Genomic DNA, 22,685 nt, shown 5'->3' with positions numbered 1-22,685 from the left:
CCCGTTCGCGGCCGGCGCGCCGGTGCAGTCAGTTCAAGCCGGTGCGTTCGCCAACCCAGCGGCCGAAATCGCCGGCCATTTCCGCGGTCAATTCGTGGCCGGCCTCGTACAGCCGCGTATCGTGTGCGACGCCGAGCGCCGTGAGCTTCGCATCGGCGGTGTCGGCCCACGAGACGGGCAGCTTGTCGTCGAAGCGCCCGTGCACGATCAGCGCGTGGAGCGGGCGAAGCGCATCGCGCGGCGCGATCAGCGGATCGATTTCGGGCAGGATGCGTCCGCACAGCACGGCGAACGCGGTCACGTCGGCCGGCGACGTGAGGCCGACGCCCGCGCTCATGATGCCGCCCTGGCTGAAGCCGGCGATCACGGTCGGCAACGCGGAGTCCGCGTTATCGCGGGAGCGGAAGGCACGCAGCAGCGTGATCAGCTGGATGCGGCTTTCGTCCGCGCGGGCCGCGTCGATTTCGGGGCCGTTCGGGCCGAAACGCACCGGAAACCAGGCGTGCTGGTTGGGCCCGAACGTGAGCGGACCGCGCAGGAACGCGATTTCGATGCGCGGATCGATGACGCCGGCCACGTTCAGCAGGTTGGTTTCGTTGCCGCCGACGCCATGCAGCAGCAACAGGCGGGCAACGGGGCGGCCGGCAGCCGGGCGCAGCCGGTATTTGAGGCCCGATTCGGGGTCGGTGGTCAGCGGCAGGACGTCGGTCATTGCGTGAATCCGGGATGAGAAGCGATGCGACAGTCTAGAGCGTGCGGGCAGGGAGGTGAATCGCCGGTGTGCGATTGATTGTTTCCTGACGGGAATGAATCCGGCGTTGGATCATGTTGGGGACAAATCACCGTCATCGCAGCGCCTGGAGTGGACTGAATGCCGAAGCATCCACCGACAACAGGCCGATCGGCCGACTCGTTATCCTCACGTAGAGTTGCTAAAATAGATACATTTTGTAGATACGTGAGGGCGTGACGATGGAAATTGCCAAGATCTTCAAGCATGGCGGATCGCAGGCCGTCCGGCTGCCGAAGGATTTCCGTTTCGATACGGCCGAAGTCAGGATTCGCCGCCACGGATCGTCCGTCGTTCTCGAGCCGGTGCCGCAGGACTGGGCATGGCTGACGCCGCTGATCGGTCCGGTCGACGCCGACTTCGAGGCTGCGGCGACCACGCAGCCATCCGCGCAGGAGCGGTCGGGTCTGGACGTGTTTGAATGAAGTTCTTGCTGGATACCAACGCGGTGATCGCCATTCTCAAGGGCGAGCCGGCCATTCTGTCACGACTGCGCTCGCATCAGCCGGGAGATTTCGGGATGCCGGCGATCGTCGCACATGAACTCTATTACGGCGCCTACAAAAGCCAGCGAGTGGCTGCGAACGTGGCGCGTGTCGAGGCGCTTCAGTTCGAGGTCGTATCGTTCGATGTCGAGGATGCACAACACGCCGGAGAAGTTCGTGCGCATCTGATCGCGGCCGGGACGCCGATCGGCCCTTACGACGCATTGATCGCAGGGCAGGCACGCGCGCGGCAACTGGTGCTGGTCACGCATAACATCCGGGAATTCGAGCGCGTCCCGGGGCTGCAAGTCGAAGACTGGCTCGCCGTGCCGCGCGAAGGTTGACCGCATTGCGGTCATGCAGCGACCGGTGCGGAATCCCGTCCGCCGAATCCGGCTCGCGACGCGCTCGCGGTCCGGCCCGCGAGCGCTGCCCGTTTCGCGCTACCGCAGCCGGATGATCGTCGACTTCAGCTCCGTGTATTTCTCCAGCGCGTGCAGCGAGTTGTCACGCCCGTTGCCCGACTCCTTGAAGCCGCCGAACGGGAAGTTCATGTCGTCGGTTTCCTCGTAGCCGTTCACCCACACCGTACCGGCCCGCAGCCGGCGTGCGGTTTCGTGCGCGGTCGTCAAGTTTGCTGTCCACACCGAAGCCGCGAGCCCGTAGCGCGTGTCGTTGGCGAGCGCGATGGCCGTATCGAGATCGTCGAAAGTCGTGACCGCGAGCACGGGCCCGAAGATCTCCTCGCGCACGATCCGCGCGTCGGCGCGCGGGCAGTCGAACACGGTCGGCTCAACGTACTGGCCGCCGCTCGCGGTACGTGCACGCTTGCCGCCCGCCAGCAGCGTCGCCTCGTCGCGGCCGGCCTCGACATAACCGAGCACGCGCTCGACCTGCGCCGCGTCGATCAGGCTGCCCATCCGCGTGTCGGGCGACAGCGGGTCGCCAGGTGCGTATTCGGGCGCGATCTCGAGCACGCGCGCGACCAACGCGTCGCGGATCGCGCGGTGGACGAGCAGGCGCGAGCCGGCCGTGCACATCTGCCCGGTGTTGTAGAACACCGCATGCGCGACGGTGCGTGCCGCGCGGTCGAGGTCGGGGCAGTCGGGCAGCACGATCTGCGGCGACTTGCCGCCGAGTTCGAGCCACACGCGCTTCAGGTTCGAATCGGCCGCGCAGCGCGCGACCTTGTGGCCGACCGCGGTCGAGCCGGTAAACGCGATGCAGTCCACGTCCGGATGGCGCGCGAGCGCTTCGCCCGCGTCGCCGAAGCCCGGCAGCACGTTGAGCACGCCGGCCGGCAACCCGGCCTGCGCCGCGAGCGCGGCGAGCCGCAGCGCACTCAGCGGCGATTTCTCCGACGGCTTCAGCACGACACTGTTGCCGGCCGCGAGCGCGGGCGCGCATTTCCACATCGCGATCATCGCGGGGAAATTCCACGGCACGACCGCGGCGACCACGCCGATCGGCTCGCGCGTGACGAGCCCGACGAGATGCGCGTCGGCCGGCACGACTTCGCCGCCGGTCTTGTCGATCGCTTCCGCGAACCACTCGGCGCAATACGCGGTGGACGGAACGTCGACCGCGGTCGTATCGGCGATCGGCTTGCCGGTGTCGAGCGTTTCGAGCAGCGCGAGATCGTCCGCGTGCTCGCGGATCAGCGCGGCCCAGCGCAGCAGTACGCGCTTGCGTTCGCGCGGCGTCGCGCCGCGCCATGCGCCGTGCTCGAACGCACGCCGCGCGGCCGCGACCGCGAGGTCGGCTTCGGCCTGCCGGCAATGCGCGACCTGGGCGAGCACACGGCCGTCGATCGGGCTCGTGCATGCGAAGGTCGCACCGTCGTGTGCGTCGCGGAACGCGCCGTCCACAAAGGCGCGCGATTCGATTTCGAGTTGGCCGGCGCGCGTACGCCAGGCGTCGTTCGTCTGCATGGAAGGCTCCGTCGGGGTTCAGCGTGAAGCGGGGGCGGGGCGGCGGATCGCGATCGCGCGGCCCGCATGAGGTTCGCGCGGTGCGCGTGCGTGTTCGGCGTGAATCGCGTCGAGCTGCCGGCGCATCGTGTCGGGAAACGGCGCGGAACGCTTCGCGCGCATGTCGACGTGCGTCAGCAGCTGCTCGCCGGTCGCGAGTTGCGCGCCGGTCGTCGCGTGATGCATCGAATGGAACACGTGCAGGCGCCGGTCGTCGACATCGAGCAGACGCAGCGTCAGCCTGAGCGGTTCGCCGAGCATCGCTTCTCCCAGGTGACGGATGTGCGTCTCCGCCGAATAGATCGAGCGGCCGGATTCGCGATAGTCGTCGTCGATGCCGAAGTAGCGGAAGAACGCGTCGCTGCTGTCGCCGAACACGAGCAGATAGCACGATTCGCTCATGTGGCCGTTGTAGTCGACCCATTCGGGCTGCACGGTGCAGCGGTGCAGTTCCAGCGGCGTCGCAATCGGCGCGGCGGGGTCGTACGGGCGAGACTTCTGTCCTTCGTAGGCCGAGCGCAGGCGCGGCTCGGCGGCGGGGCTGAGGTGGTGCGTCATCCGGTGCACTCCGAGGTTCGGAACGGGCCCGCATGTCGTCCGCGGGGCTGCCGGCCGATGTTATGACGGGTTGAACGTTTTTTCAATAAAGATATCGCCGATGCGTGTAAACACCGGTGCCGATCGATGCCTCAATCGATTGAACATTCATTCAACGAAACCTATACTCGCCAGCGCCGCGATGCCGAAGCGAAGCAGGCGGGCGGTCTTTCACGAACAACGACAATCGATCCGCGTCGCGCGGAAACTGGAGACACCGGAAATGAAGAAACGCTTCCTGCTGGCCGGCATGATGTCGGTGATGGTCCACGGTCATGCGCACGCGCAGAGCAGCGTGTCGCTGTACGGGATCATCGACGGCGGCATCACCTACGTGAACAACACGGGCGGCGCGCACGCGTACCTGTTCGACGACGGCGTGTCGTACGGCAACCGCGTCGGCCTGATGGGCACCGAGGATCTCGGCGGCGGCAACAAGGCCGTGTTCAAGCTCGAGAACGGCTTCCGACTCGGCACGGGCAAGCTGAACCAGGGCGGCGCGATGTTCGGGCGCCAGGCTTACGTGGGGCTCGGCAACGACTGGGGCACGCTGACGTTCGGCAATCAGTACGACTTCGCATTCGACTTCACCGCGGCGTTCAACGTCAGCGCGTTCGGCAGCGGCTACGGCGTGCACCTCGGCGATTTCGACCGCCAGAGCGGCGACCGGTTGCAGAACGCGGTGAAGTTCGTCAGCAACAGCTTCCACGGGCTGGTGGTCGGCGGCATGTACTCGTTCAGCAACGACGCGGGCAGTTTCCACGACGGCAGCGCGTGGAGCGTCGGCGCGACCTATACGCAAGGCGATTTCTCGGCGGGCGGCAACTATACGCGGCTCAATTCGCCGCGCGGGCTCGCGGCGCTCGACCCGTATGCGCAGATGGGCGTGACGACGATGCTCGGGCAGACGGTCGCGACGATCGATCCGGCGACGGGCGCCGTCACCGACCTGCACGACTCGACGCCGTTTGCGATCAATTCGCAGTCGATCTTCGGGATCGGCGCATCGTACGTGCTCGGCAAGCTGACGCTCAGCGCCGACTTCAGCAACACGACGTTCAAGGGCTACGGGCAATCGTCGACGATGCGCGTGTACGAGGCGGGCGGCGTGTACCAGGCGACCGCGCCGCTGTCGCTCGTCGCGGGCTACCAGTACACGACGTTCGAAGGCCATCACTGGCACGAGGTCGCGCTGGGGACGCACTACGCGTTGTCGAAGCGCACCGACGTGTATGCGGCCGTCGACTGGATGCGTGCGTCGAACGGCGTCGACGCGGTGATCGGCTACAGCTTCGCGCCGTCGACGAGCCGCACGCAGGCCGCCGCGCGCGTCGGCATGCGGCACAACTTCTGATCCTTCTTTTTCCATGGGCCGGGAACGGCCGGCCCCGTCGACCATGTCCGATTCTTCCTCGAACGGCGACGTCGTCGCCGCGCTGCGCGATGCGCTCGGCGACGATTGCGTGAGCACGGGCGACGCGATCGGCGCGCGTCATTTCACGAACTACGGCGAAGCGCCGGGCGTGCGGCCGCGTGCGTTGCTGCGGCCGCGCAGCGTCGGCGACGTGAGCCGCGCGCTCGCGATCTGCACCGCATACCGGCAGACGGTCGTGCCGCAGGGCGGGATGACGGGGCTCGCCGCCGGCGCGGCGCCGGCCGCGGGCGATGTCGCGCTGTCGCTCGAGCGGCTGACGGGCGTCGTCGAGATCGACGCGGAGGCGGCGACCGTCATGGCCTGGGCCGGTACCACGCTGCAGGATCTGCAACAGGCGGTGGACGAGGCGGGGTTCGCGCTCGGCATCGATCTCGGCGCGCGCGGCTCGTGCCAGGTAGGCGGCAATGTCGCGACCAACGCGGGCGGCAACCGCGTGATCCGCTACGGCACCACGCGTGAGCAGGTGCTCGGCCTGGAAGTCGTGCTATCCGACGGCACCGTGTTGAGTTCGCTGAACAAGCTGCTGAAAAACAACGCGGGGTACGACCTGCGGCAGATCTTCGTCGGCAGCGAAGGTACGCTCGGCATCGTCACGCGTGTCGTGCTGCGGCTGCATTCGAAGATCGCCGCACCGTCGACCGCACTGTGCGCGGTGCGCGACACGGCCGCGGCGCTCGCGCTGCTGCGCGACGCGCGGGCGTCGTGCGCGGACTTGCTGAGTTTCGAGACGATGTGGTCGGCGTTCTACGGCTACGTCGCCGAACACACGCCGGGCCTTCGTGCGCCGTTGCCGGCGGATGGCGGCGTCAAGGTGCTGATCGAGTGCGCGAGCGGCGATGCGGCGCAGACCGCCGAGCGGTTCGAAACCGTGCTGGCCGGCTGGCTCGAACGCGGGCTGATCGACGACGCGGCGCTCGCGCAGAGCGCCGCGGACGCGCAGGCGTTCTGGACGCTGCGGGAAGGGCTCGCGATCGACGCGCTGCCCGGCCTGGTGAATTTCGACGTGGGGATTCCGCCGCGCGAGACGGCGGCGTTCATCGACGCGTGCGATCGCGCGCTGACGATGCGCTGGCCCGGCGCGCACGTGTTCTTCTTCGGGCATCTCGGCGACAGCAACCTGCATGTCTGCGTATCGGCGCCGTATGCGGCGGGCGAAAGCGCGCACGACGTCGACGCGGTGCTGTATCCGCTGGTGCGCGATGCGGGCGGCTCGGTGTCGGCCGAGCACGGAATCGGGCGCTACAAGCGCGACTGGCTCGGCTGCTCGCGCAGCGACGCCGAGGTGGCCGCGATGCGCAGGCTCAAGCACGCATTCGATCCGCTCGGGCTGCTCAATCCCGGCAAGGTGCTCTGAGCTTCGTTCCGCCCGATCGACACCGGCCCGCCCGCGTAAAACGCGAGCGGGCCGGCGCACTTCAGGCCGGCGTTACGTGTCGAGCCTCACCAGCGCATCGACCGCCACCGCGCCGTGTTCCATCGCCAGCAGCGGATTGACGTCCAGTTCGACGAGCGTGTCCGCGTGCGCCTGCGCGAAGCGCGCGATCGCCATCACGTTCGCGACGACGGCGTCGAGATCGGCCTTCGGCCGCCCGCGATAGCCGGTCAGCAGCGGCCCGAGCTTCAGCCCGAGCAGCGCATCGCGCACGTCGCTTTCTCGTACCGGCAGCAGCAGCGTCGCGGTGTCGCGGATCAGTTCGACCAGCACGCCGCCGGCGCCGAGCACGATCGCGAGACCGAAGTTCGGCTCGCGCTTCACGCCGACGATCAGTTCGAGCAGCGGCGCGTCGGCCATTTTTTCGACCAGGATGCGCTCGACGCGCACGTCAGGCGCGTAGCGTGCGACTTGCTCGGTCATCCGTGCAACGGCCTCGGCGACGGCCTCGGGTGACGCAAGTTTCAACGCGACCGCGCCGGCCTCGGTCTTGTGCGGCAGGCGATCGCTGACGACCTTCACGCACACCGGAAAGCCGAGCCGCTCGGCGGCGGCCGGCGCATCGGCGGGGGCGACGCATTCGGCTGGCGGCACGTCGAGCCCGTGCGCGGCCAGCATCCGCTTGCTTGCCCATTCGTCGTGCAGCGTGGCGGTGCCGTCGTCGCCATGACCGGCCCGCAGTACGGGCAGTGCGTTCAGCGCATCGGCATCGAGGATGCGGCGGCGCGTGTCGCCGTAGGTCATGGCTGCACCGATCGCGTCGATCCCTTCGGCGAGCCCCTGCAGCGGCGCGATGCCGGCCGCGGCCATGCGTGCCGCGTGAGCGGGCGGCGTCAGGTCGGGAAACACCGAGATGACCGCACCGACCACGCCGTGCTGGCGCGCGGACGCCGCGAACGCGCCGGCCGCGATGTCGCACAGCGGCCGTTCGCCGGTTGCTTCCTGCGGATAGTCGAGGATCATCGCGGCCGCGCCCGGGCGATCGGCCAGCAGCGCGTCGCAGCATGCGCGCATCTTGTCGGGGTCGCCCCACGGCGTCGTCGTGAAGTCGAGCGGGTTCGCGATCGTCGCGTAGGCGGGCAGCACGTTGCCGAGCGCGTCGCGGCCCGCGTCGCCGACCGGCGGGAACGCAATGCCGCGTGCTTCGCCGAGATCGGCGACGAGCCCCGCGTCGCCGCCGGACGTCGCGAGCGCGGCCAGCGTGCGGCGCTCGGGTACACCGGCGATCGCGAGCAGCTTCAGCGTCTCGACGAGGCCGACCGGGTCCTTCACACGGATCACGCCGAGCCGCTGGAACAGCGCGTCGTACAGCGCGTCCGAGCCCGCGAGCGAACTCGTGTGGCTCATCGCGAGCTGCGCGCCGAGCGTCGACGTGCCGCTCTTCAGCGCGACGATCGGCACGCCGCGTGCGAGCGCGCGTGCGGCGGCTTCGCTGAACGCACGCACGTCCTTCAGGCCTTCGAGATGCACGCCGATCGCACGGATACGCGGATCGTCGACGAACGCGTCGACGAGGCGCGCGATGTCGACCGATGCCTGGTTGCCGACGCTCGCGAGGTACGCGAACGGCACCGAGCGTGCACTCATCGACAGGTTGTACGCGAGGTTGCCGCTCTGCGTGATCACGGCGACACCGGATTCGACGCGCGGCGCGCCGTGCGCAACAGGCCACAGCGCGCTGCCGTTCAGGCCGTTGATCAGGCCGTAGCAGTTCGGTCCGAGCACGGCCATGTCGCCGGCCGCGTCGACGAGCGCTTGCTGCAGCGCGGCGCCGTCGGCGCCGGTCTCGGAGAAGCCCGATGCATAGACGATCGCGCCGCCCGCGCCGCGTTCGGCGAGCGCGCGCACGACGTCGATCGCCTGGCGCGCGGGCACCGCGACGAACACGGCGTCGGGCGCGGCGGGCAGGTCGGCGACGCTCGCGTGGCAGCGTACGCCGTCGATGTCGGCATGGTTCGGGTTGACGAGCCAGATATCGCCGGCGTAACCGAAGTCGCGGCAGCGCTGCACGGCGCCCGCGATGCCGCGTCCACCGACGAACGCGAGGCTGGCCGGCTCGAGCAGCCGGCGCAGGTTGGCCGCGGCGGTGGTGCGGCGATCCCTGACTGCGGGAGAGGAAGTCATGAAAAGTCCTTTCGGAAGTCGCGCCGGGCCTGCCGGCGCGACGGTTCGCGTCAGCTGTAGCGTCGGAGGATTTCCTTGGACAGGATGTGCCGCTGGATCTCGGACGTGCCTTCCCAGATGCGCTCGATGCGCGCATCGCGCCAGAAGCGCTCGATCGGCAGTTCGTCCATCAGCCCCATGCCGCCGTAGATCTGCACCGCATGATCGGTCACGCGGCCGAGCGTTTCGGTCGCCAGCAGCTTCGCGAGCGCGGCGTCACCGTCGGTCATCGTGCCCAGGTCGAGCTTCTGCGCGGTGTAGAGCGTGACGAGTTCCGCCGCGCGGATTTCGGTCTGCATGTCGGCGAGCTTGAACGACGTGCCCTGGAATTCGCCGATGCGCTTGCCGAACTGGTGGCGCGTCGCGGCCCATTCGGCGGCCATCTCGAACGCGCGCTGCGCGCGGCCGATGTTGTTGGCCGCCACCATCACGCGGCCGGCGGTCAGCCAGTCGTTCGCGAGCTCGAAGCCGCGATGCTCTTCGCCGAGGATCTGTGCGGTGCTGACGCGGCAGTCGGTCAGGAAGATCTCCGACTGGTGGTAGCCGCGCAGGCTCGTGCAGTGCGGGCCGCGCCGCACGGTCATGCCCGGCGTGTCCTTGTCGATCAGGAAGCAGGTCACGCGCTTGCGTTTCTGGCCGCGCACTTCCTCCTCGCCGGTGACGGCGAACAGGATCACGAAATCGGCCGTATCCGCGTGGCTGATGAAGTGCTTGCTGCCGTTGATCACGTAGTCGTCGCCGTCGCGCACCGCGCGTGTGCGGATGCCCATCGCGTCGGAACCGGCGCCCGGCTCGGTCAGCGCGAAGCAGTCCACGCGCTCGCCGCGCACGGTCGGCTTCAGGTAGCGCTCGATCTGGTCGCCCTTGCAGGCCATCAGGATCTTGCTCGGCCGCGCGACGAACACGTGCAGCGCCCAGCTCGTGCGGCCGAGCTCGCGCTCGACGAGCGCCTGCGTCAGGTAGTCGAGGCCCGGGCCACCGGCGCTTTCGGGCATGTTGAACGCGTAGAAGCCCAGTTCGAGCGCCTTGCGGCGGATCGAATCGGCGAGTTCGGGCGACACGTCGTCCGCACGGTCGACCGCGAATTCATGGGGCTGCAGTTCCTTCTCGACGAACTGACGCAGCGACGACACCAGCATTTCCTGCTCATGAGTCAGCGAAAAATCCATGAATCATCTCCCGACAAAATTAGGTGCGCGCCCCTCGACCGACGCGCGAAGCGCTTCCTGGCCGTCCTCGCTGTGACCGCAAGCGACGCAGGCCGCCAGCTCGCCGCGCAACTGCTCGGCGAGGGTGTGGGTGAGCGACTGCGCGAGCAGCGCCTTCGCATGGCCGAACGCGACGCTCGGCCCTTGCGCGAGACGTGCGGCGAAGGTGGCGACGTGCTGCGCGAACGCGTCGGCATCGACGACGTCCGACACGAAGCCGGCCGCGAGCGCGTCCTGCGCGTTCCAGCGTTCGTTCAGGAAGATGTAGCGGCGCACGACGTCGGGCCGTGCGAGACGCGGCAGGAACCAGCTGCCGCCCATGTCGGGGCTGTAGCCCATGCCCGTATAGCCGCAGCGCAGCGTCGCGGCCGTGCTCGCGATGCGGAAGTCGCAGGCGAAGCCGATGTCGGCGCCGGCGCCGACCGTCGAGCCGTTCAGCGCCGCGACGGTGGGGCGCGGAAAGGCGGCCAGCGCTTCGACGAACCGGTGCGCGCGCTCGCTCCAGCCGTAGGTGTCGAGTTCGCCGTTGCGCTCGGCCTCGGCCCATTCGTCGACGTCCGCACCCGCACAGAACGCGCTGCCGGTGCCGGTCAGCACGAGGCAGCGCACGGCCGGGTCGTTCGCGAGCGCATCGAGCGTGTCGCGAAGAAAGTCGAGATGCGGCCGCGCGAGCGAATTGCGCTTCGCCGGGCGGTTCAGGCGAAGCGTCACGACGCCGTCGTGCCGTTCGATTCGGATGTCCTCGTTGCTCATACTGATCACTGTCTCCTTGGTGTTGGGTGTTGTGTGTGTCAGAGCCGGCAAGGGTCGCCGCTACTTGCGAACCGCATTTCGGCATAGTATAAGTTCTGTTAAATGAACGTTCAACCCAAATGTGAGTTGACCAGGAGACACACGATGAGCGCGGTGATGGAGACGTCGGCAGGTGTGGAGCGGGGAAGGCCCGGTGCGCATCCGGTTCATGCGGAATCGGCGGGGCGCACGGCGAGCGGCGCGGGCCTGCAGATCGACCGCGTGTCGAAGCGCTACGGCAGCGTGCAGGCGCTGCGGGAAACGACGATCGACATTCCGCGCGGCGAATTCCTGACGATCCTCGGGCCGTCGGGTTCCGGCAAGACGACGTTGCTGACGATCGTCGCGGGCTTCGAGCATCCGACCACCGGCGACCTGCGGGTCGGCAGCCGCAGCATCGTCGGGTTGCCGCCCGAGAAACGCAACTTCGGGATGGTGTTCCAGGGTTATGCGCTGTTTCCGCACATGACGGTCGAGCAGAACGTCGCGTATCCGCTGATGGTGCGCAAGCAGAAGGGGCCCGACGCGGTGAAGCGCGTGAAGGCCGCGCTCGATCTCGTGCGGCTCGGCCATCTCGCGGACCGTTTGCCGCGCCAGTTGTCCGGCGGCCAGCAGCAGCGCGTCGCGATTGCGCGTGCGCTGGTGTTCGATCCCGATCTCGTGCTGCTCGACGAACCGCTCGGCGCGCTCGACCGCAAGCTGCGCGGCGAGGTGCAGGTCGAACTCAAGGCGCTGCACGAGCGGCTCGGTGCGACGTTCCTGTTCGTCACGCACGACCAGGAGGAGGCGCTGTCGATGTCGGACCGCATCGCGATCATGCGCGACGGCCGGCTCGAACAGATCGGGACGCCGGACGGGCTGTACGAACAGCCCGCCAACCGCTTCGTCGCGGATTTCCTCGGCAAGAGCAACTTCATCGAAGCTGTCGCGCTCGGCGGCGATGGCGCGGCGACGCACTATCGCGTCGGCGACGCGCGGTTTGTCGCGCCCGCCTGCGGCGCGCGGCCGGACGACGCGCTGCTGTTCGCGCTGCGGCCGGAGAAGGTCGGTGTCTCCGCCACATCGTGCGGCGGCGTGCACAACGAAGTGGCCGGCCGGATTCGCCACTGGAGCTATTTCGGTTCGTCGTACCGCTTCGAGATCGAGACCGCGGCGCTCGGCTGCGTGACCGCCGACGTGCCCGCATGGCGCGGACTCGCGTCGCCGCGCACCGGCATGGACGTATTCGTGCAGTGGGAGCGCGACGCGACTTGCCGGATCGCGTCGGACTGACGCGACGAACGATGCATCCCGCGCGACGCGGCGAGTGCCCGCGTCGCCGGCCGATTCAACGGTGCCCGGAAACGACGAGATGCGTGCGGGCGCTGCCAAGCCAGGAGGAGACACCATGACGAACCGCCATCTGCAGGACCTGCTCGACCAGGCACGCGAACTTCAATCCGCGCCATCGCAACGCCGGCGCGACTTCCTCCGGCTGTGCGCGGCCGCCGGCCTCGCGCCGACGCTGCTGGCGGCGGGCGCGAAGGACGCGCTGGCCGCGAACCCGAAGGAAATCGTGCTCAGCGCGTGGGGCGGCGAGGCACGTTCCGCGTTCCGCTCCGCCTATATGGACCCGTTCACGAAGGCCAGCGGGATCAGGATGGGCTACGACTCGTCGCCGGAGGACGGCAAGATCAAGGCGATGGTCGAGAACCGGAACGTGATCTGGGACGTGATGGATCTCGACGGTTTCGCGGCGATCAAGCTCGGCAAGCAGGGGTTCCTGCGGCCGATCGATTATTCGGTCGTCGGCCGCAATGCGTTGCCGGGGCTCGCATCGGATTTCGGCGTGCCGTCGTATCTGTTGAGCTACGTGCTCGTCTACGATGCGCGCAAGTTCGGTGCGAACCCGCCAAAGAACTGGGCCGATTTCTGGAACGTCGGCAAGTTTCCGGGCAAGCGCGGGTTGTGGAAGTGGATGGGCGGCGCACTCGAGGCCGCGCTGATGGCCGACGGCGTCGACAAGGACAAGGTCTACCCGATCGACGTGCCGCGCGCAATGAAGAAGCTCAAGGAACTGCGCTCGAACGTGCTGCTGTGGGATTCCGGCGCGGACAGCCTGCAATTGCTGCGCAACGGCGAAGTCAGCATGGCGTGCATCTGGCATACGCGCGCGAACGTGCTGCAGCGCGAGAGCAGCGGACGGTTCCGCTATACGTGGGAGCAGGGGCTCGCGTCATGCGACGTGTGGGGCGTGCCGAAGAACAATCCGTCGGGCGACGCGGTGTGGCAGTTCATCAAGTTCGTGCAAGGCATCGAGCCGCAGGTGCGCCTGCTGTCGCTGCTCGGCAACGGGCCGGTGACGCCGGCCGCGACGGCCGCCGTACCGCAGGCGCTGCGCGCGGACAATCCCGGCACGCCGGAGAACTGGGCCAGGCAGTGCAAGGTGAACCCCGAGTGGTGGGCGCAGCATTACGAAGCGACGCTCGCGCAGTACACCGACCTGATGTCGTCCTGAGCCGCCGCCTCGTGAGTGTGACGCCATGAATACCCTGTCTTCCCCTGTCGCGGGCGCCGTCCCGCTCGACCGCGCGAAAGCCGATCGCTACTGGCTGCTCGTCGTGCCGCTGCTCGCGGTGCTGATCGTGCTGTACGTGTATCCGCTCGTGCGCGTGCTGTGGCTCGGCTTCACGGTGCCGGAGCCCGGCCTGCACAACTACGCGCGGCTGCTGGACAACCGTGGCGTGCACCGTGTGCTGTGGACGACGCTGCGCGTATGCGCGGTCACGACCGTGTGCTCGGTCGCGCTCGGTTATGCGATCGCGTATGCGATGGCGCACGTCGGGCCGCGCCAGCGGATGGCGCTGATGTTCGGGCTGCTCGTGCCGTTCTGGGCGTCGGTGCTGGTGCGCGCGTTCTCGTGGCTGTTCCTGCTCGGCGAGCAGGGGCTCGTCAACACGCTGCTGATGCGCATCGGGCTGATCGACGCGCCGCTGCCGCTGATGCGCAACGAGATCGGGGTCGTGATCGGGATGATCCACTTCATGATCCCGTACGCGGTGCTGCCGCTGTACGCGAACATGAAAGGCATCGACCCGCAGCTCGCGCGCGCATCGCAGGGGCTCGGCGCGGGCGCGCTCGTCACGTTCCGCAAGGTGTATTTCCCGCAGACGCGGCCGGGCATCGTCGGCGCAGCGATCCTCGTGTTCATCTTCTCGCTCGGCTTCTACGTGACGCCGGTGATTCTCGGCGGCGGACGCACGGTGATGATCGCCGAATACATCAGCACGCAGATCCTGCAGCTCATGAACTGGGGCAGCGGGGCGGCGCTCGCGTCGTTGCTGCTGGCGTCGATCCTGGCCGCGCTCGCGCTGCTTGCGCGTTTCGTCGACCTGCGCGAGCTGTTCGGCGCGCGCTGAATCCGACCGGAGGAATCGAAGATGAAGACCAGACTGACGGCCGGCCGCGCGCTGGTGATCGGCGTCGCATGGGCCGCGATCCTGTTCCTGATGCTGCCGCTGCTCGTGTCGGTGCCCGTGTCGCTGACGCCGAGCGACTACCTGTCGATGCCGGACGGCGCGCTGTCGCTGCGGCATTACAGCGTGCTGCTCGACGACGACGGCTGGGTGTCGAGTTTCCTGCAGAGCGGGCTGATCGCGCTCGTTTCGTCAGCGATCTCGGTGACGCTCGGCACCTTGTGCGCGATCGGCTTGTGGAAGGTCGCATCGCGGCGCGGCGAGCTGGTGCGCGGCGTGATCCTGTTTCCGCTGATCGTGCCGCCGATCGTGTCGGCGCTCGCGTTCTACCGGCTGTGGGGCGAGCTCGGGATGCTCGACAGCTATCCGGCGGTGATCCTGTCGCATGTCGTGCTGTCGGTGCCGTACGTGGTCGTCGCGGTGTCCGCGTCGCTCGCGACGGTTGGCCTGCGGATCGAGCAGGCATCACGCAGCCTCGGCGCGAACCTCGCGCAGACGCTGCGCTACGTGATCCTGCCGTCGATCCGGCCCGGCTTGCTGTCGGCGGCCGTGTTCGCGTTCATCCTGTCGTGGGACGAACTGGTCGTCACGCTGTTCATTTCGAGCCGGGGTGTCTACACGCTGCCGCGCCGGATGTGGGACGGGATGCGCGAGAACGTCGATCCGGCGATCGCGTCGGTCTCCACGCTGTTGCTGGCGGCCACCTGTGTCGCGATCGGCCTGTCGCTGCTGCGCAAGCGCGCGGCCGGGTCCGTCTGATTTCAACGTTATGTTGCGGAGAAGAAAAGCACCATGAAAGTCCTGATCGTTCACGCCCATCCCGAATCGCAGTCGTTCACGACGTCGATGCTGCATCGCGCGGTGAGCACGCTCGAAGCGCAGGGGCATACCGTGACGGTGTCCGACCTGTACGCGATGCAGTGGAACCCGGTCGCGAGCGCGGCCGATTTCGGCGTGCGAAAGAACCCGGACTATCTCGTCTATGCGCTGGAGCAGCGCGAGAACGTCGCCGCGCACGCGATCGCGCCCGACATTGCCGCCGAACTCGACAAGCTGATCGCATGCGACCTGTTGATCCTGAGCTTCCCGCTGTTCTGGTGCTCGATGCCGGCGATCATGAAAGGCTGGATCGACCGCGTGCTCGTGTCGGGCAAGGTGTACGGCGGCGTGCGTTTCTACGATCGCGGCGGGATGCGCGGCAAGCGCGCGCTGCTCGCCTACACGTGCGGCGGCCGCGACACCATGTTCGGCGCGGACGGCGTACACGGCGAGATGGACCTGATGCTGCGCCACGTGCTTCGCGGCACGCTCGGTTATGCGGGTTTCGACGTGCTGCCGTCGTTCGTCGGTTATCACGTGCCGTATATCGGCGACGCCGAGCGCGCGGCCGTGCTCGAACGTTACGACGCATACCTGGCGCAGCTCGACCGGCTGGAACCGATGGCGTTCCCGACGCTCGACGATTTCGATGGCGACATGCGACCGCGCGAACGCGCGCCGCAGGAAGTCGCGCAGGACTGAACGATTCAATGACGGGGGATGAATGAGCATCAAGGTACTGGTGGCAGTGAAGCGGGTGGTCGATTACAACGTGAAGGTCCGCGTGAAGTCCGATCAATCCGGTGTCGACATCGCGAACGTGAAGATGTCGATGAACCCGTTCGACGAGATCGCGGTGGAAGAGGCCGTGCGGTTGAAGGAGGCGGGCGTGGCGACCGAAGTGATCGCCGTGTCGGTGGGCGTCACGCAGGCGCAGGAAACGCTGCGTACGGCGCTGGCGATCGGCGCGGATCGCGCGATCCTCGTCGAATCGAACGACAGCGTCGAGCCACTGGCCGTCGCGAAGATTCTGAAGGCGCTGGTCGACAAGGAGCAACCTTCGCTCGTGATCCTCGGCAAGCAGGCGATCGACGATGATTCGAACCAGACGGGCCAGATGCTGGCCGCGCTGGCAGGTCTCCCGCAAGCGACGTTCGCGTCGAAGGTGACGGTGGCCGACGGTAAGGCAACGGTGGCACGCGAAGTCGACGGCGGCGCGGAAACGCTGTCGCTGTCGCTGCCGGCCGTGATCACCACGGACCTGCGCCTGAACGAGCCGCGCTACGTGACGCTGCCGAACATCATGAAGGCGAAGAAGAAGCCGCTGGAAACCGTGAAGCCGGAAGACCTGGGCGTGGATGTCGCGCCGCGTCTGAAGACGCTGAAGGTCGTCGAGCCGCCGAAGCGCGTAGCCGGCGTGAAGGTGCCGGACGTGAAGACGCTGGTCGAGAAGCTGAAGACCGAAGCCAAGGTGCTGTAAGAGGGAGCGCAAAGAAATGACGATTCTGGTGATTGCAGAGTACGACGCCCCGACGGAAGCCCCCACGGTGGGCAACGCGTCGATCAAGGCCGCGACGTTGAACACGGTGGCGGCGGCAGCCGAGATTGGCAAATTCGTCGGCGGCGACATTCACGTGCTGGTCGCGGGCCACAACGTGCAAGCGGCAGCGAAGATCGCAGGTGTGTCGAAGGTGCTGCTGGCCGACGCGCCGCAACTTGAAGCGGGCCTGGCGGAAAACATCGAAGCGACCGCGCTGAACATCGGGAAGGATTACTCGCACGTTCTTGCGCCGGCCACGGCCTATGGCAAGAACATCGCGCCGCGCATTGCCGCGAAGCTCGATGTCGCGCAGATCTCCGAGATTACGGCGGTCGTGTCGGCCGACACGTTCGAGCGCCCGATCTACGCGGGCAACGCGATCGCGACGGTGCAGTCGAGCGACCCGATCAAGGTCATCACGGTGCGTGCGACGGGCTTCGACCCGGTTGCAGCGGAAGGCGGCAGCGCGACGGTCGAGAAGATCGAAGCGGCAGCCGACGCCGGCAAGTCGCAATTCGTGAGCCGTGAAGTGACGAAGCTGGATCGTCCGGAACTCACGAGCGCGAAGATCATCGTGTCGGGTGGCCGTGGTCTGGGTAGCGGCGAGAACTACACCAAAGTGCTGGAGCCGCTGGCGGACAAGCTGAGCGCGGCGCTCGGCGCCTCACGTGCGGCAGTCGATGCCGGCTACGTGCCGAACGACTACCAGGTCGGCCAGACCGGCAAGATCGTCGCGCCGCAGCTGTACATCGCGGTCGGCATCTCGGGCGCGATCCAGCACCTGGCCGGCATGAAGGATTCGAAGGTGATCGTCGCGATCAACAAGGATCCGGAAGCGCCGATCTTCAGCGTGGCCGACTACGGCCTCGTCGGCGATCTGTTCTCGACGATCCCCGAACTCTGCGCCGAGCTCGGCTGACGACGAACGACGGCCACGCATGCCATTGCGCCTCTCATCCACCCGACCGCATCCGAGTGCGAACGATGACCCTGACGTCGAGCGACGTGTTGCTGTTCCTGACGGGCCTGCTGACGCTGTTCTGTCCGCCCGTCGCGATTCCGATGTATGCGGCGGTCACCGGGCATTTCCCGGACGCGACGCAGCGGCAGATCGCGTTCCGGCTGTTCGCGTGGATCGCGACGCTGATGGTCGGCGCCGTATGGGGCGGGCAGTTCCTGTTGCGCATGCTCGGCCTGACACTTGGCGCACTGACGCTGACCGGCGGCCTCGTGCTGTGCCTGTGGTCGATCCCGATGATGCGCGGGACGGCGAACGACGAGCGCAACGGCGGCGATACGCGGCTCGAGTATGCGCAATGGCGCAACTACATCGCGGTGCCGCTGATCTTCCCGCTGTCGATCGGCAGTGCGGTGATGTCGCTCGTGATCACGACGGCGACGCGCTTCCATACGCCAACCGACTTGCTGGCATTGAGCGCAGCCTGCGTGCTGCATGCCGGCGTGATCGGGCTCACGTATGCGTGCTCGGCGTCGTGGTGTCGCCGGCTCGGCGAGATCGGCAGGACGCTGGTCGAGCGGCTGTCCGGCATCGTGCTCACCGCGATCGCGTTCCAGATGCTCGCGCAAGGCGTGCGCGAACTGCTGCCGGGGCTCGCGCACTGACGGCATCGGTCGCTGCACGATCCTGAAACCTGTTCTGAAGAATGGAAACGATATGAAAACAGTAGGCATGTACCTCGTCGACCTGCTCGCCGCCTATGGCGTCGACACGGTGTTCGGCATTCCCGGCGTGCACACGATCGAGCTGTACCGCGGCCTGGCCGGCAGCACGCTGCGTCACGTGAGCGCGCGCCACGAGCAGGGCCTCGGCTTCATGGCGGACGGCTATGCGCGCGCGACCGGCAAGCCGGGCGTGTGTTTCGTCATTACCGGGCCCGGCATGACGAACATCGCGACGTCGATGGCGCAGGCGTACGCGGATTCGATCCCGATGCTGGTCATTTCGAGCGTGAATGTGTCCGGCGACATCGGCTCGGGCAACGGCCATCTGCACGAATTGCCGGACCAGCATGCGTTCGCGGAGAACGTCGCCGCGTTCAGCTACACGGTGCCGCGCGCCGACGCGCTGCCGCAGGCGATCGCGCGTGCATTCGCGGTGTTTTCGGGCGGACGCCCGCGCCCGGTGCACATCCAGATTCCGCTCGACGTGCTCGCGGCGCCTGCCGATGCATTGCCGGCGGTGCCTGCCGCGCCGCCGCGCATCGCGCCGGGGCCCGCGTCGGCCCAGGGCATCGACGCATTCCGCGCAAAGGCGGCCGCCGCGCGCGCGCCGCTGATCCTCGCGGGCGGCGGCGCGCTCGATGCGGCCGACGACGTGCGCTGGCTCGCGGAAACGCTCGATGCACCGGTCGTGATGACGATCAACGGGCGCGGCGTGCTGCCGCCCGCGCATCCGCTCGGCATCGCGTGGTCGGCGTCGAGCGACGCGGTGCGCGCGCTGATGCGCGACAGCGACCTGATCGTTGCGCTCGGCACCGAGCTGGGGCCGACCGACTACGATCTGTACGCGACCCGCAGCTTCGCGATGCCCGCGCCGCTCGTGCGGGTCGACATCGATCCGCAGCAGCTGTGCCGCAACGCGGTGCCCGCGCTGCCGCTGCTCGGCGACGTCGGCGAAACCGTGCGCGCATTCCGGCGCCTCTGGCGGGCCAATGCGCACACGCGTGCGGACGGCGACGGCGCCGAACGCGCGGCGGTATGCCGCGCGGCGGCGCGGCAGGAACTGAACGACGAGATGAGGCGCGATCTCGCGCTGCTGGACAGCGTGCGCGATGCGTTGCCCGATGCGGCGATCGTCGGCGATTCGACGCGCATCGTTTATGCGGGCAACGTCGGCTTCGCGGCGCCGCGCCCGCGCAGCTGGTTCAACGCATCGGTGGGATTCGGCTCGCTCGGCTACGGGTTGCCGGCCGCCGTGGGTGCGAGCCTCGGCGACGCGACGCGCCCGGTCGTCTGCGTGGCCGGTGACGGCGGGCTCCAGTACACGCTCGCGGAGCTCGGCACCGCGGTGCAGCACCGCGCGCGCGTGATCGTCGTGCTGTTGAACAACGGCGGGTACGGGGAGATCAAGCGCGCGATGGTCGACGTGGGTGTCGAGCCGGTCGGCGTGGATCTGCACACGCCGGATTTCGTCGCGATCGCGCGCGCGTACGGGTGGGGGGCGCAGCGGGTCGAAGAGGGGGCGTCGCTGGCCGGTGCGCTGAGCGAAGCGGCGGCCCACGACGCGCCGTACCTGATCGAGATCCGCGCGGCCTGAAAGGACGAACGGCCTCGCATTGTGCGAGGCCGTCGTTGCCGCCGCCGGTGCCAGGCGGCGCGTGCGCGCGTCAGGGCCAGCGCAAGCCCGTTATCGGCGTGAACAGGCCCTGAGCCGGTTACGCCCGCTTGCGGGCCGTCTTCGGCGGCGGGAGGAACGTGTCGACGACGCGCAGGCAGCCCGTCAGCGCGTCCTGCGCGGTGAACGACGTCGGGTCGCGCGCCAGCTCCAGCCAGAAGCCGTCGATCACGGCCGTCAGCGTCAGCGCGGCGAGATCGCTGTCGACGGTGCCGCCGCGCACTTCCGCGATCTGGTCGAACAGCTTCTTCAGCGCTTGCCGGTAGCCGCTGTACAGCTCCTTGTGCGCCTTGCGGATCACCGGGTCGCTGTGCGCGACGCTCCAGAAGCCGAGCCACACCTTCACGTTCTTCGGCGCGAACACCGGCGCGGCGAAACAGACCTTGATGATCGCATCGAGCTTTTCCTCGGGGCCCGTTGCGTTCGCGGCCGCCGCGCGCGACACGTCGAGCAGGTCGGTCGCGAGCCGCTTGTAGGTCTGCGCCATCAGTTCGTCTTTCGACTGGAAATGATGATTGATCAGCCCGCGCGAGACCTTCGCTTCCACGCAGATGCGGTCGATCGTGGTCTCGGAATAGCTGTAGCGCGCGATGCAGCGCATCGTCGCGTCGATGATCGATTGCTGACGCACCGCGGGTGTTTCTCGGATGCCGCGGCTGCGTGCCTGAACCGGTGCCGTGCCAGGAGTCTTTTTCACGTGGTGACCTTACGGAATCGTTATGGTACCGATTATAGGGGAGTGCCGGACGCTTGTTCAATTACGGTGATGAAAGCGTCGCGAAACCCGCGAAAACCCTTGCTCTGGATTATTTTAAAACTGTTGAACCATTGTTCAACAGCACCTATACTCGACTCCGCATGAGGTTGGTCGGCCATTCAACAAGACGCTGCGATCCCGCACGGGACGAGCGTGAGAATTCGACACAGGAGACAGCATGTTGGCGCGGGTGGAGAGCATGAAAACGGACGTCGAGGAACGCGTGCAGGTGGAAGATCTGCACAAGCGGTTCGGCGACCTGGAAGTGTTGAAGGGCGTGTCGCTGAGCGCGCGCGAAGGCGAGGTGATCTCGCTGATTGGCGCGAGCGGATCGGGCAAGAGCACGCTGCTACGCTGCATCAACTTGCTTGAAACGCCGACCCGCGGGCGCATCGTCGTCGACGGCGAGGAGATCGGGCTGAAAGTTGACCGCAAGGGGCGTACGGTGCCGACCGATGCGCGCCAGGTCGAGCGGGTCCGCACCCGGCTCGGCATGGTCTTCCAGAGTTTCAACTTGTGGGCACACCGTACGGTGCTCGAGAACGTGATCGAGATGCCCGTGCATGTGTTGCGCGAACCGCGCGCCGAAGCGATCGCGCGCGCCGAGCAACTGCTCGAACGCGTCGGCCTGGCCGACAAGCGCAACGTCTATCCGGCTTTCCTGTCGGGTGGCCAGCAGCAGCGCGTCGCGATTGCGCGCGCGCTGGCGATGCGGCCGAAAGTCATGCTGTTCGACGAGCCGACTTCCGCGCTCGATCCCGAGCGCGTCGGCGAAGTGCTGAAGGTGATCCGCGATCTCGCGTGCGAAGGCCGCACGATGATTCTCGTCACGCACGAGATGGCGTTCGCGCGCGACGTGTCGAGCAAGGTGCTGTTCCTGCACCAGGGGCGCGTCGAGGAGAGCGGCACGCCGGCGGAAATCTTCGACGCGCCGCAGAGCGAACGCTGCCGCCAGTTCGTCAACGCGCACCGGCAGCATCACTGAATCACCGGAGCCGCCCGCGAGCGCGCGGGTCGGCTCGCCACATCCGAATCTTTCCTGCAAGGAGTCCGACCATGAAACGTGTCGTACGCAGTCTGCTGTGCCTGTTCAGTATCGTCGTCGCGGCGCTCGCGCCGCTCGGTTCCGCGCATGCGTCGTCGGGCGTGCTGCGCTTCGGTGTCGCTGCCGAACCGTATCCGCCGTTCCTGATGAAGAGTCCGACCGGGCAATGGAGCGGCTTCGAGGCCGACCTGATCCGCGCGCTGTGCGACCAGATGAAGGCGAAGTGCGAGATCAAGGAAGTCGCGTGGGACGGCATCATCCCGGCGCTGCTCAGCGACAAGATCGACGTGATCTTCAACTCGATGTCGATCACGCCGGAACGCCAGAAGGTGATCGCGTTCTCGCGGCCGTATTACGAGACGCCGGGCACCTTCGTCGGCGCGAAGAACGCGAAGCTCACGCTGACGCCCGACGGGCTGAAGGGCAAGGTGATCGGCGTGCAGGGTTCGACCGCGAACGCCGAGTTCATCAAGACGGCGTACGGCAAGAGCGCGACGGTGCGCCTGTACAACACGCAGGACGACTGCAACGCGGATCTCGTCGCGGGCCGGATCGACACGATGTATCTCGACCAGCTCGGCATTCTCGATTTCCTGAAGTCGAAGGACGGTTCGGCGTTCGAGCTGAAGGGCCCCGGCAGCGTGAAGATGGATCCGGCGATCTTCGGCTACGGCGTCGGCGCGGGAATGCGCAAGGCCGATGCGCCGCTGAAGCTGCAGATGGACCAGGCGCTCGAACAGCTGCATGCGTCGGGCAAGTACGCGCAGATCGCGAAGAAGTATTTCCCGATCGACCTCTGGCCGCACTGATCGCGCCGCTACCGGCACACGGATACACCGGCG

Annotated in this window: 22 protein-coding genes; 15 read left to right on the top strand and 7 right to left on the bottom strand. The window is 67.5% G+C overall.

Annotated elements, in window-relative coordinates; genetic code table 11:
* Positions 1 to 28: 28 nt before the first annotated feature.
* Entirely contained in the window at positions 29 to 712 is a 684-nt protein-coding gene (locus tag HAV18_RS05120) for an alpha/beta hydrolase (protein WP_166953399.1), read from the bottom strand.
* Positions 713 to 972: 260 nt separating this feature from the next.
* Between HAV18_RS05120 and HAV18_RS05115 the strand changes: the two genes are divergently transcribed.
* Positions 973 to 1,215 (top strand): antitoxin, encoded by a 243-nt coding sequence (locus HAV18_RS05115; protein WP_166953397.1) that lies wholly within the window; start codon positions 973 to 975, stop codon positions 1,213 to 1,215.
* Complete coding sequence (locus tag HAV18_RS05110; protein WP_166953395.1) at positions 1,212 to 1,619, top strand: type II toxin-antitoxin system VapC family toxin; 408 nt, start codon at positions 1,212 to 1,214, stop codon at positions 1,617 to 1,619. The genes HAV18_RS05115 and HAV18_RS05110 overlap by 4 nt, the downstream gene beginning before the upstream one ends.
* 99 nt (positions 1,620 to 1,718) lie before the next feature.
* On the opposite strand, the gene HAV18_RS05105 is transcribed toward HAV18_RS05110, so the two are convergent.
* Positions 1,719 to 3,206, bottom strand: coding sequence for an aldehyde dehydrogenase (locus HAV18_RS05105; RefSeq protein ID WP_166953393.1), 1,488 nt, complete (start codon positions 3,204 to 3,206; stop codon positions 1,719 to 1,721).
* An 18-nt stretch (positions 3,207 to 3,224) separates the two neighbouring features.
* Positions 3,225 to 3,803, bottom strand: coding sequence for a thioesterase family protein (locus HAV18_RS05100; RefSeq protein WP_166953391.1), 579 nt, complete (start codon positions 3,801 to 3,803; stop codon positions 3,225 to 3,227).
* Positions 3,804 to 4,065: 262 nt separating this feature from the next.
* Between HAV18_RS05100 and HAV18_RS05095 the strand changes: the two genes are divergently transcribed.
* Positions 4,066 to 5,196, top strand: coding sequence for a porin (locus tag HAV18_RS05095; RefSeq protein WP_166953389.1), 1,131 nt, complete (start codon positions 4,066 to 4,068; stop codon positions 5,194 to 5,196).
* Positions 5,197 to 5,239: 43 nt separating this feature from the next.
* Positions 5,240 to 6,631 carry an FAD-binding oxidoreductase gene (locus tag HAV18_RS05090; protein WP_208101699.1) on the top strand — a complete coding sequence of 464 codons (1,392 nt, stop codon included), beginning with the start codon at positions 5,240 to 5,242 and terminating at the stop codon, positions 6,629 to 6,631.
* A 72-nt stretch (positions 6,632 to 6,703) separates the two neighbouring features.
* Here the strand turns inward: HAV18_RS05090 and HAV18_RS05085 are convergent, their stop codons facing one another.
* From HAV18_RS05085 to HAV18_RS05075, 3 genes are read right to left on the bottom strand one after another with little or no spacing between them, the layout of a single operon-like run.
* The gene (locus tag HAV18_RS05085) at positions 6,704 to 8,833 is read right to left on the bottom strand and encodes an acetate--CoA ligase family protein (protein ID WP_166953384.1); all 2,130 of its coding nucleotides are present in this window, start codon (positions 8,831 to 8,833) and stop codon (positions 6,704 to 6,706) included.
* Between the two features lie 50 nt (positions 8,834 to 8,883).
* Positions 8,884 to 10,041 (bottom strand): acyl-CoA dehydrogenase family protein, encoded by a 1,158-nt coding sequence (locus HAV18_RS05080; RefSeq protein WP_059530031.1) that lies wholly within the window; start codon positions 10,039 to 10,041, stop codon positions 8,884 to 8,886.
* A gap of 3 nt (positions 10,042 to 10,044) precedes the next feature.
* Entirely contained in the window at positions 10,045 to 10,833 is a 789-nt protein-coding gene (locus tag HAV18_RS05075) for an enoyl-CoA hydratase/isomerase family protein (protein WP_166953383.1), read from the bottom strand.
* Between the two features lie 144 nt (positions 10,834 to 10,977).
* Here HAV18_RS05075 and HAV18_RS05070 point away from each other — a divergent pair, with 144 nt between their 5' ends.
* The 9 genes from HAV18_RS05070 (at position 10,978) to HAV18_RS05030 (ending at position 19,963) form a co-directional block, all read left to right on the top strand.
* Positions 10,978 to 12,144 carry an ABC transporter ATP-binding protein gene (locus HAV18_RS05070; protein ID WP_166953380.1) on the top strand — a complete coding sequence of 389 codons (1,167 nt, stop codon included), beginning with the start codon at positions 10,978 to 10,980 and terminating at the stop codon, positions 12,142 to 12,144.
* 115 nt (positions 12,145 to 12,259) lie between these two features.
* Positions 12,260 to 13,369 carry an ABC transporter substrate-binding protein gene (locus HAV18_RS05065; protein ID WP_166953378.1) on the top strand — a complete coding sequence of 370 codons (1,110 nt, stop codon included), beginning with the start codon at positions 12,260 to 12,262 and terminating at the stop codon, positions 13,367 to 13,369.
* Positions 13,370 to 13,394: 25 nt separating this feature from the next.
* A complete protein-coding gene (locus HAV18_RS05060) occupies positions 13,395 to 14,270 on the top strand; it encodes an ABC transporter permease (protein ID WP_166953376.1) in 876 nt (291 codons plus the stop codon).
* A 21-nt stretch (positions 14,271 to 14,291) separates the two neighbouring features.
* On the top strand, positions 14,292 to 15,086 hold the full coding sequence (locus HAV18_RS05055) for an ABC transporter permease (protein WP_166953374.1): 795 nt from the start codon (positions 14,292 to 14,294) through the stop codon (positions 15,084 to 15,086).
* Between the two features lie 33 nt (positions 15,087 to 15,119).
* Positions 15,120 to 15,848 carry an NAD(P)H-dependent oxidoreductase gene (locus HAV18_RS05050; protein ID WP_166953372.1) on the top strand — a complete coding sequence of 243 codons (729 nt, stop codon included), beginning with the start codon at positions 15,120 to 15,122 and terminating at the stop codon, positions 15,846 to 15,848.
* Positions 15,849 to 15,876: 28 nt separating this feature from the next.
* A complete protein-coding gene (locus HAV18_RS05045; protein WP_166954147.1) occupies positions 15,877 to 16,626 on the top strand; it encodes an electron transfer flavoprotein subunit beta/FixA family protein in 750 nt (249 codons plus the stop codon).
* A gap of 16 nt (positions 16,627 to 16,642) precedes the next feature.
* Complete coding sequence (locus HAV18_RS05040; protein WP_166953371.1) at positions 16,643 to 17,605, top strand: electron transfer flavoprotein subunit alpha/FixB family protein; 963 nt, start codon at positions 16,643 to 16,645, stop codon at positions 17,603 to 17,605.
* Between the two features lie 65 nt (positions 17,606 to 17,670).
* Positions 17,671 to 18,309, top strand: coding sequence for a MarC family protein (locus HAV18_RS05035; protein WP_166953369.1), 639 nt, complete (start codon positions 17,671 to 17,673; stop codon positions 18,307 to 18,309).
* Positions 18,310 to 18,361: 52 nt separating this feature from the next.
* Positions 18,362 to 19,963 (top strand): 5-guanidino-2-oxopentanoate decarboxylase, encoded by a 1,602-nt coding sequence (locus HAV18_RS05030; RefSeq protein WP_166953367.1) that lies wholly within the window; start codon positions 18,362 to 18,364, stop codon positions 19,961 to 19,963.
* A gap of 118 nt (positions 19,964 to 20,081) precedes the next feature.
* Here HAV18_RS05030 and HAV18_RS05025 read toward each other — a convergent pair whose 3' ends face one another.
* Complete coding sequence (locus HAV18_RS05025; RefSeq protein ID WP_347814730.1) at positions 20,082 to 20,738, bottom strand: TetR family transcriptional regulator C-terminal domain-containing protein; 657 nt, start codon at positions 20,736 to 20,738, stop codon at positions 20,082 to 20,084.
* A 259-nt stretch (positions 20,739 to 20,997) separates the two neighbouring features.
* Here HAV18_RS05025 and HAV18_RS05020 point away from each other — a divergent pair, with 259 nt between their 5' ends.
* Both HAV18_RS05020 and HAV18_RS05015 read left to right on the top strand, forming a co-directional pair.
* Entirely contained in the window at positions 20,998 to 21,783 is a 786-nt protein-coding gene (locus HAV18_RS05020; protein ID WP_208101694.1) for an ABC transporter ATP-binding protein, read from the top strand.
* Between the two features lie 71 nt (positions 21,784 to 21,854).
* Positions 21,855 to 22,652, top strand: a complete 798-nt coding sequence (locus HAV18_RS05015) for a transporter substrate-binding domain-containing protein (RefSeq protein ID WP_166953363.1) — start codon at positions 21,855 to 21,857, stop codon at positions 22,650 to 22,652.
* Positions 22,653 to 22,685 lie beyond the last annotated feature (33 nt).

The organism is Burkholderia sp. D-99 (genome assembly GCF_011605345.1).
Classification (GTDB): domain Bacteria; phylum Pseudomonadota; class Gammaproteobacteria; order Burkholderiales; family Burkholderiaceae; genus Burkholderia.
The sequence above is the reverse complement of the archived record's forward strand: the minus strand, read 5'-3'. Positions and strand labels throughout refer to the sequence as shown.

Excerpts from the sequence above, each read along its gene's own strand:
- HAV18_RS05120 (WP_166953399.1), bottom strand. The coding sequence starts at position 712 with ATGACCGACGTCCTGCCGCTGACCACCGACCCCGAATCGGGCCTCAAA.
- HAV18_RS05115 (WP_166953397.1), top strand. The coding sequence starts at position 973 with ATGGAAATTGCCAAGATCTTCAAGCATGGCGGATCGCAGGCCGTCCGG.
- HAV18_RS05110 (WP_166953395.1), top strand. The coding sequence starts at position 1,212 with ATGAAGTTCTTGCTGGATACCAACGCGGTGATCGCCATTCTCAAGGGC.
- HAV18_RS05105 (WP_166953393.1), bottom strand. The coding sequence starts at position 3,206 with ATGCAGACGAACGACGCCTGGCGTACGCGCGCCGGCCAACTCGAAATC.
- HAV18_RS05100 (WP_166953391.1), bottom strand. The coding sequence starts at position 3,803 with ATGACGCACCACCTCAGCCCCGCCGCCGAGCCGCGCCTGCGCTCGGCC.
- HAV18_RS05095 (WP_166953389.1), top strand. The coding sequence starts at position 4,066 with ATGAAGAAACGCTTCCTGCTGGCCGGCATGATGTCGGTGATGGTCCAC.
- HAV18_RS05090 (WP_208101699.1), top strand. The coding sequence starts at position 5,240 with ATGTCCGATTCTTCCTCGAACGGCGACGTCGTCGCCGCGCTGCGCGAT.
- HAV18_RS05085 (WP_166953384.1), bottom strand. The coding sequence starts at position 8,833 with ATGACTTCCTCTCCCGCAGTCAGGGATCGCCGCACCACCGCCGCGGCC.
- HAV18_RS05080 (WP_059530031.1), bottom strand. The coding sequence starts at position 10,041 with ATGGATTTTTCGCTGACTCATGAGCAGGAAATGCTGGTGTCGTCGCTG.
- HAV18_RS05075 (WP_166953383.1), bottom strand. The coding sequence starts at position 10,833 with ATGAGCAACGAGGACATCCGAATCGAACGGCACGACGGCGTCGTGACG.
- HAV18_RS05070 (WP_166953380.1), top strand. The coding sequence starts at position 10,978 with ATGAGCGCGGTGATGGAGACGTCGGCAGGTGTGGAGCGGGGAAGGCCC.
- HAV18_RS05065 (WP_166953378.1), top strand. The coding sequence starts at position 12,260 with ATGACGAACCGCCATCTGCAGGACCTGCTCGACCAGGCACGCGAACTT.
- HAV18_RS05060 (WP_166953376.1), top strand. The coding sequence starts at position 13,395 with ATGAATACCCTGTCTTCCCCTGTCGCGGGCGCCGTCCCGCTCGACCGC.
- HAV18_RS05055 (WP_166953374.1), top strand. The coding sequence starts at position 14,292 with ATGAAGACCAGACTGACGGCCGGCCGCGCGCTGGTGATCGGCGTCGCA.
- HAV18_RS05050 (WP_166953372.1), top strand. The coding sequence starts at position 15,120 with ATGAAAGTCCTGATCGTTCACGCCCATCCCGAATCGCAGTCGTTCACG.
- HAV18_RS05040 (WP_166953371.1), top strand. The coding sequence starts at position 16,643 with ATGACGATTCTGGTGATTGCAGAGTACGACGCCCCGACGGAAGCCCCC.
- HAV18_RS05035 (WP_166953369.1), top strand. The coding sequence starts at position 17,671 with ATGACCCTGACGTCGAGCGACGTGTTGCTGTTCCTGACGGGCCTGCTG.
- HAV18_RS05030 (WP_166953367.1), top strand. The coding sequence starts at position 18,362 with ATGAAAACAGTAGGCATGTACCTCGTCGACCTGCTCGCCGCCTATGGC.
- HAV18_RS05020 (WP_208101694.1), top strand. The coding sequence starts at position 20,998 with ATGAAAACGGACGTCGAGGAACGCGTGCAGGTGGAAGATCTGCACAAG.
- HAV18_RS05015 (WP_166953363.1), top strand. The coding sequence starts at position 21,855 with ATGAAACGTGTCGTACGCAGTCTGCTGTGCCTGTTCAGTATCGTCGTC.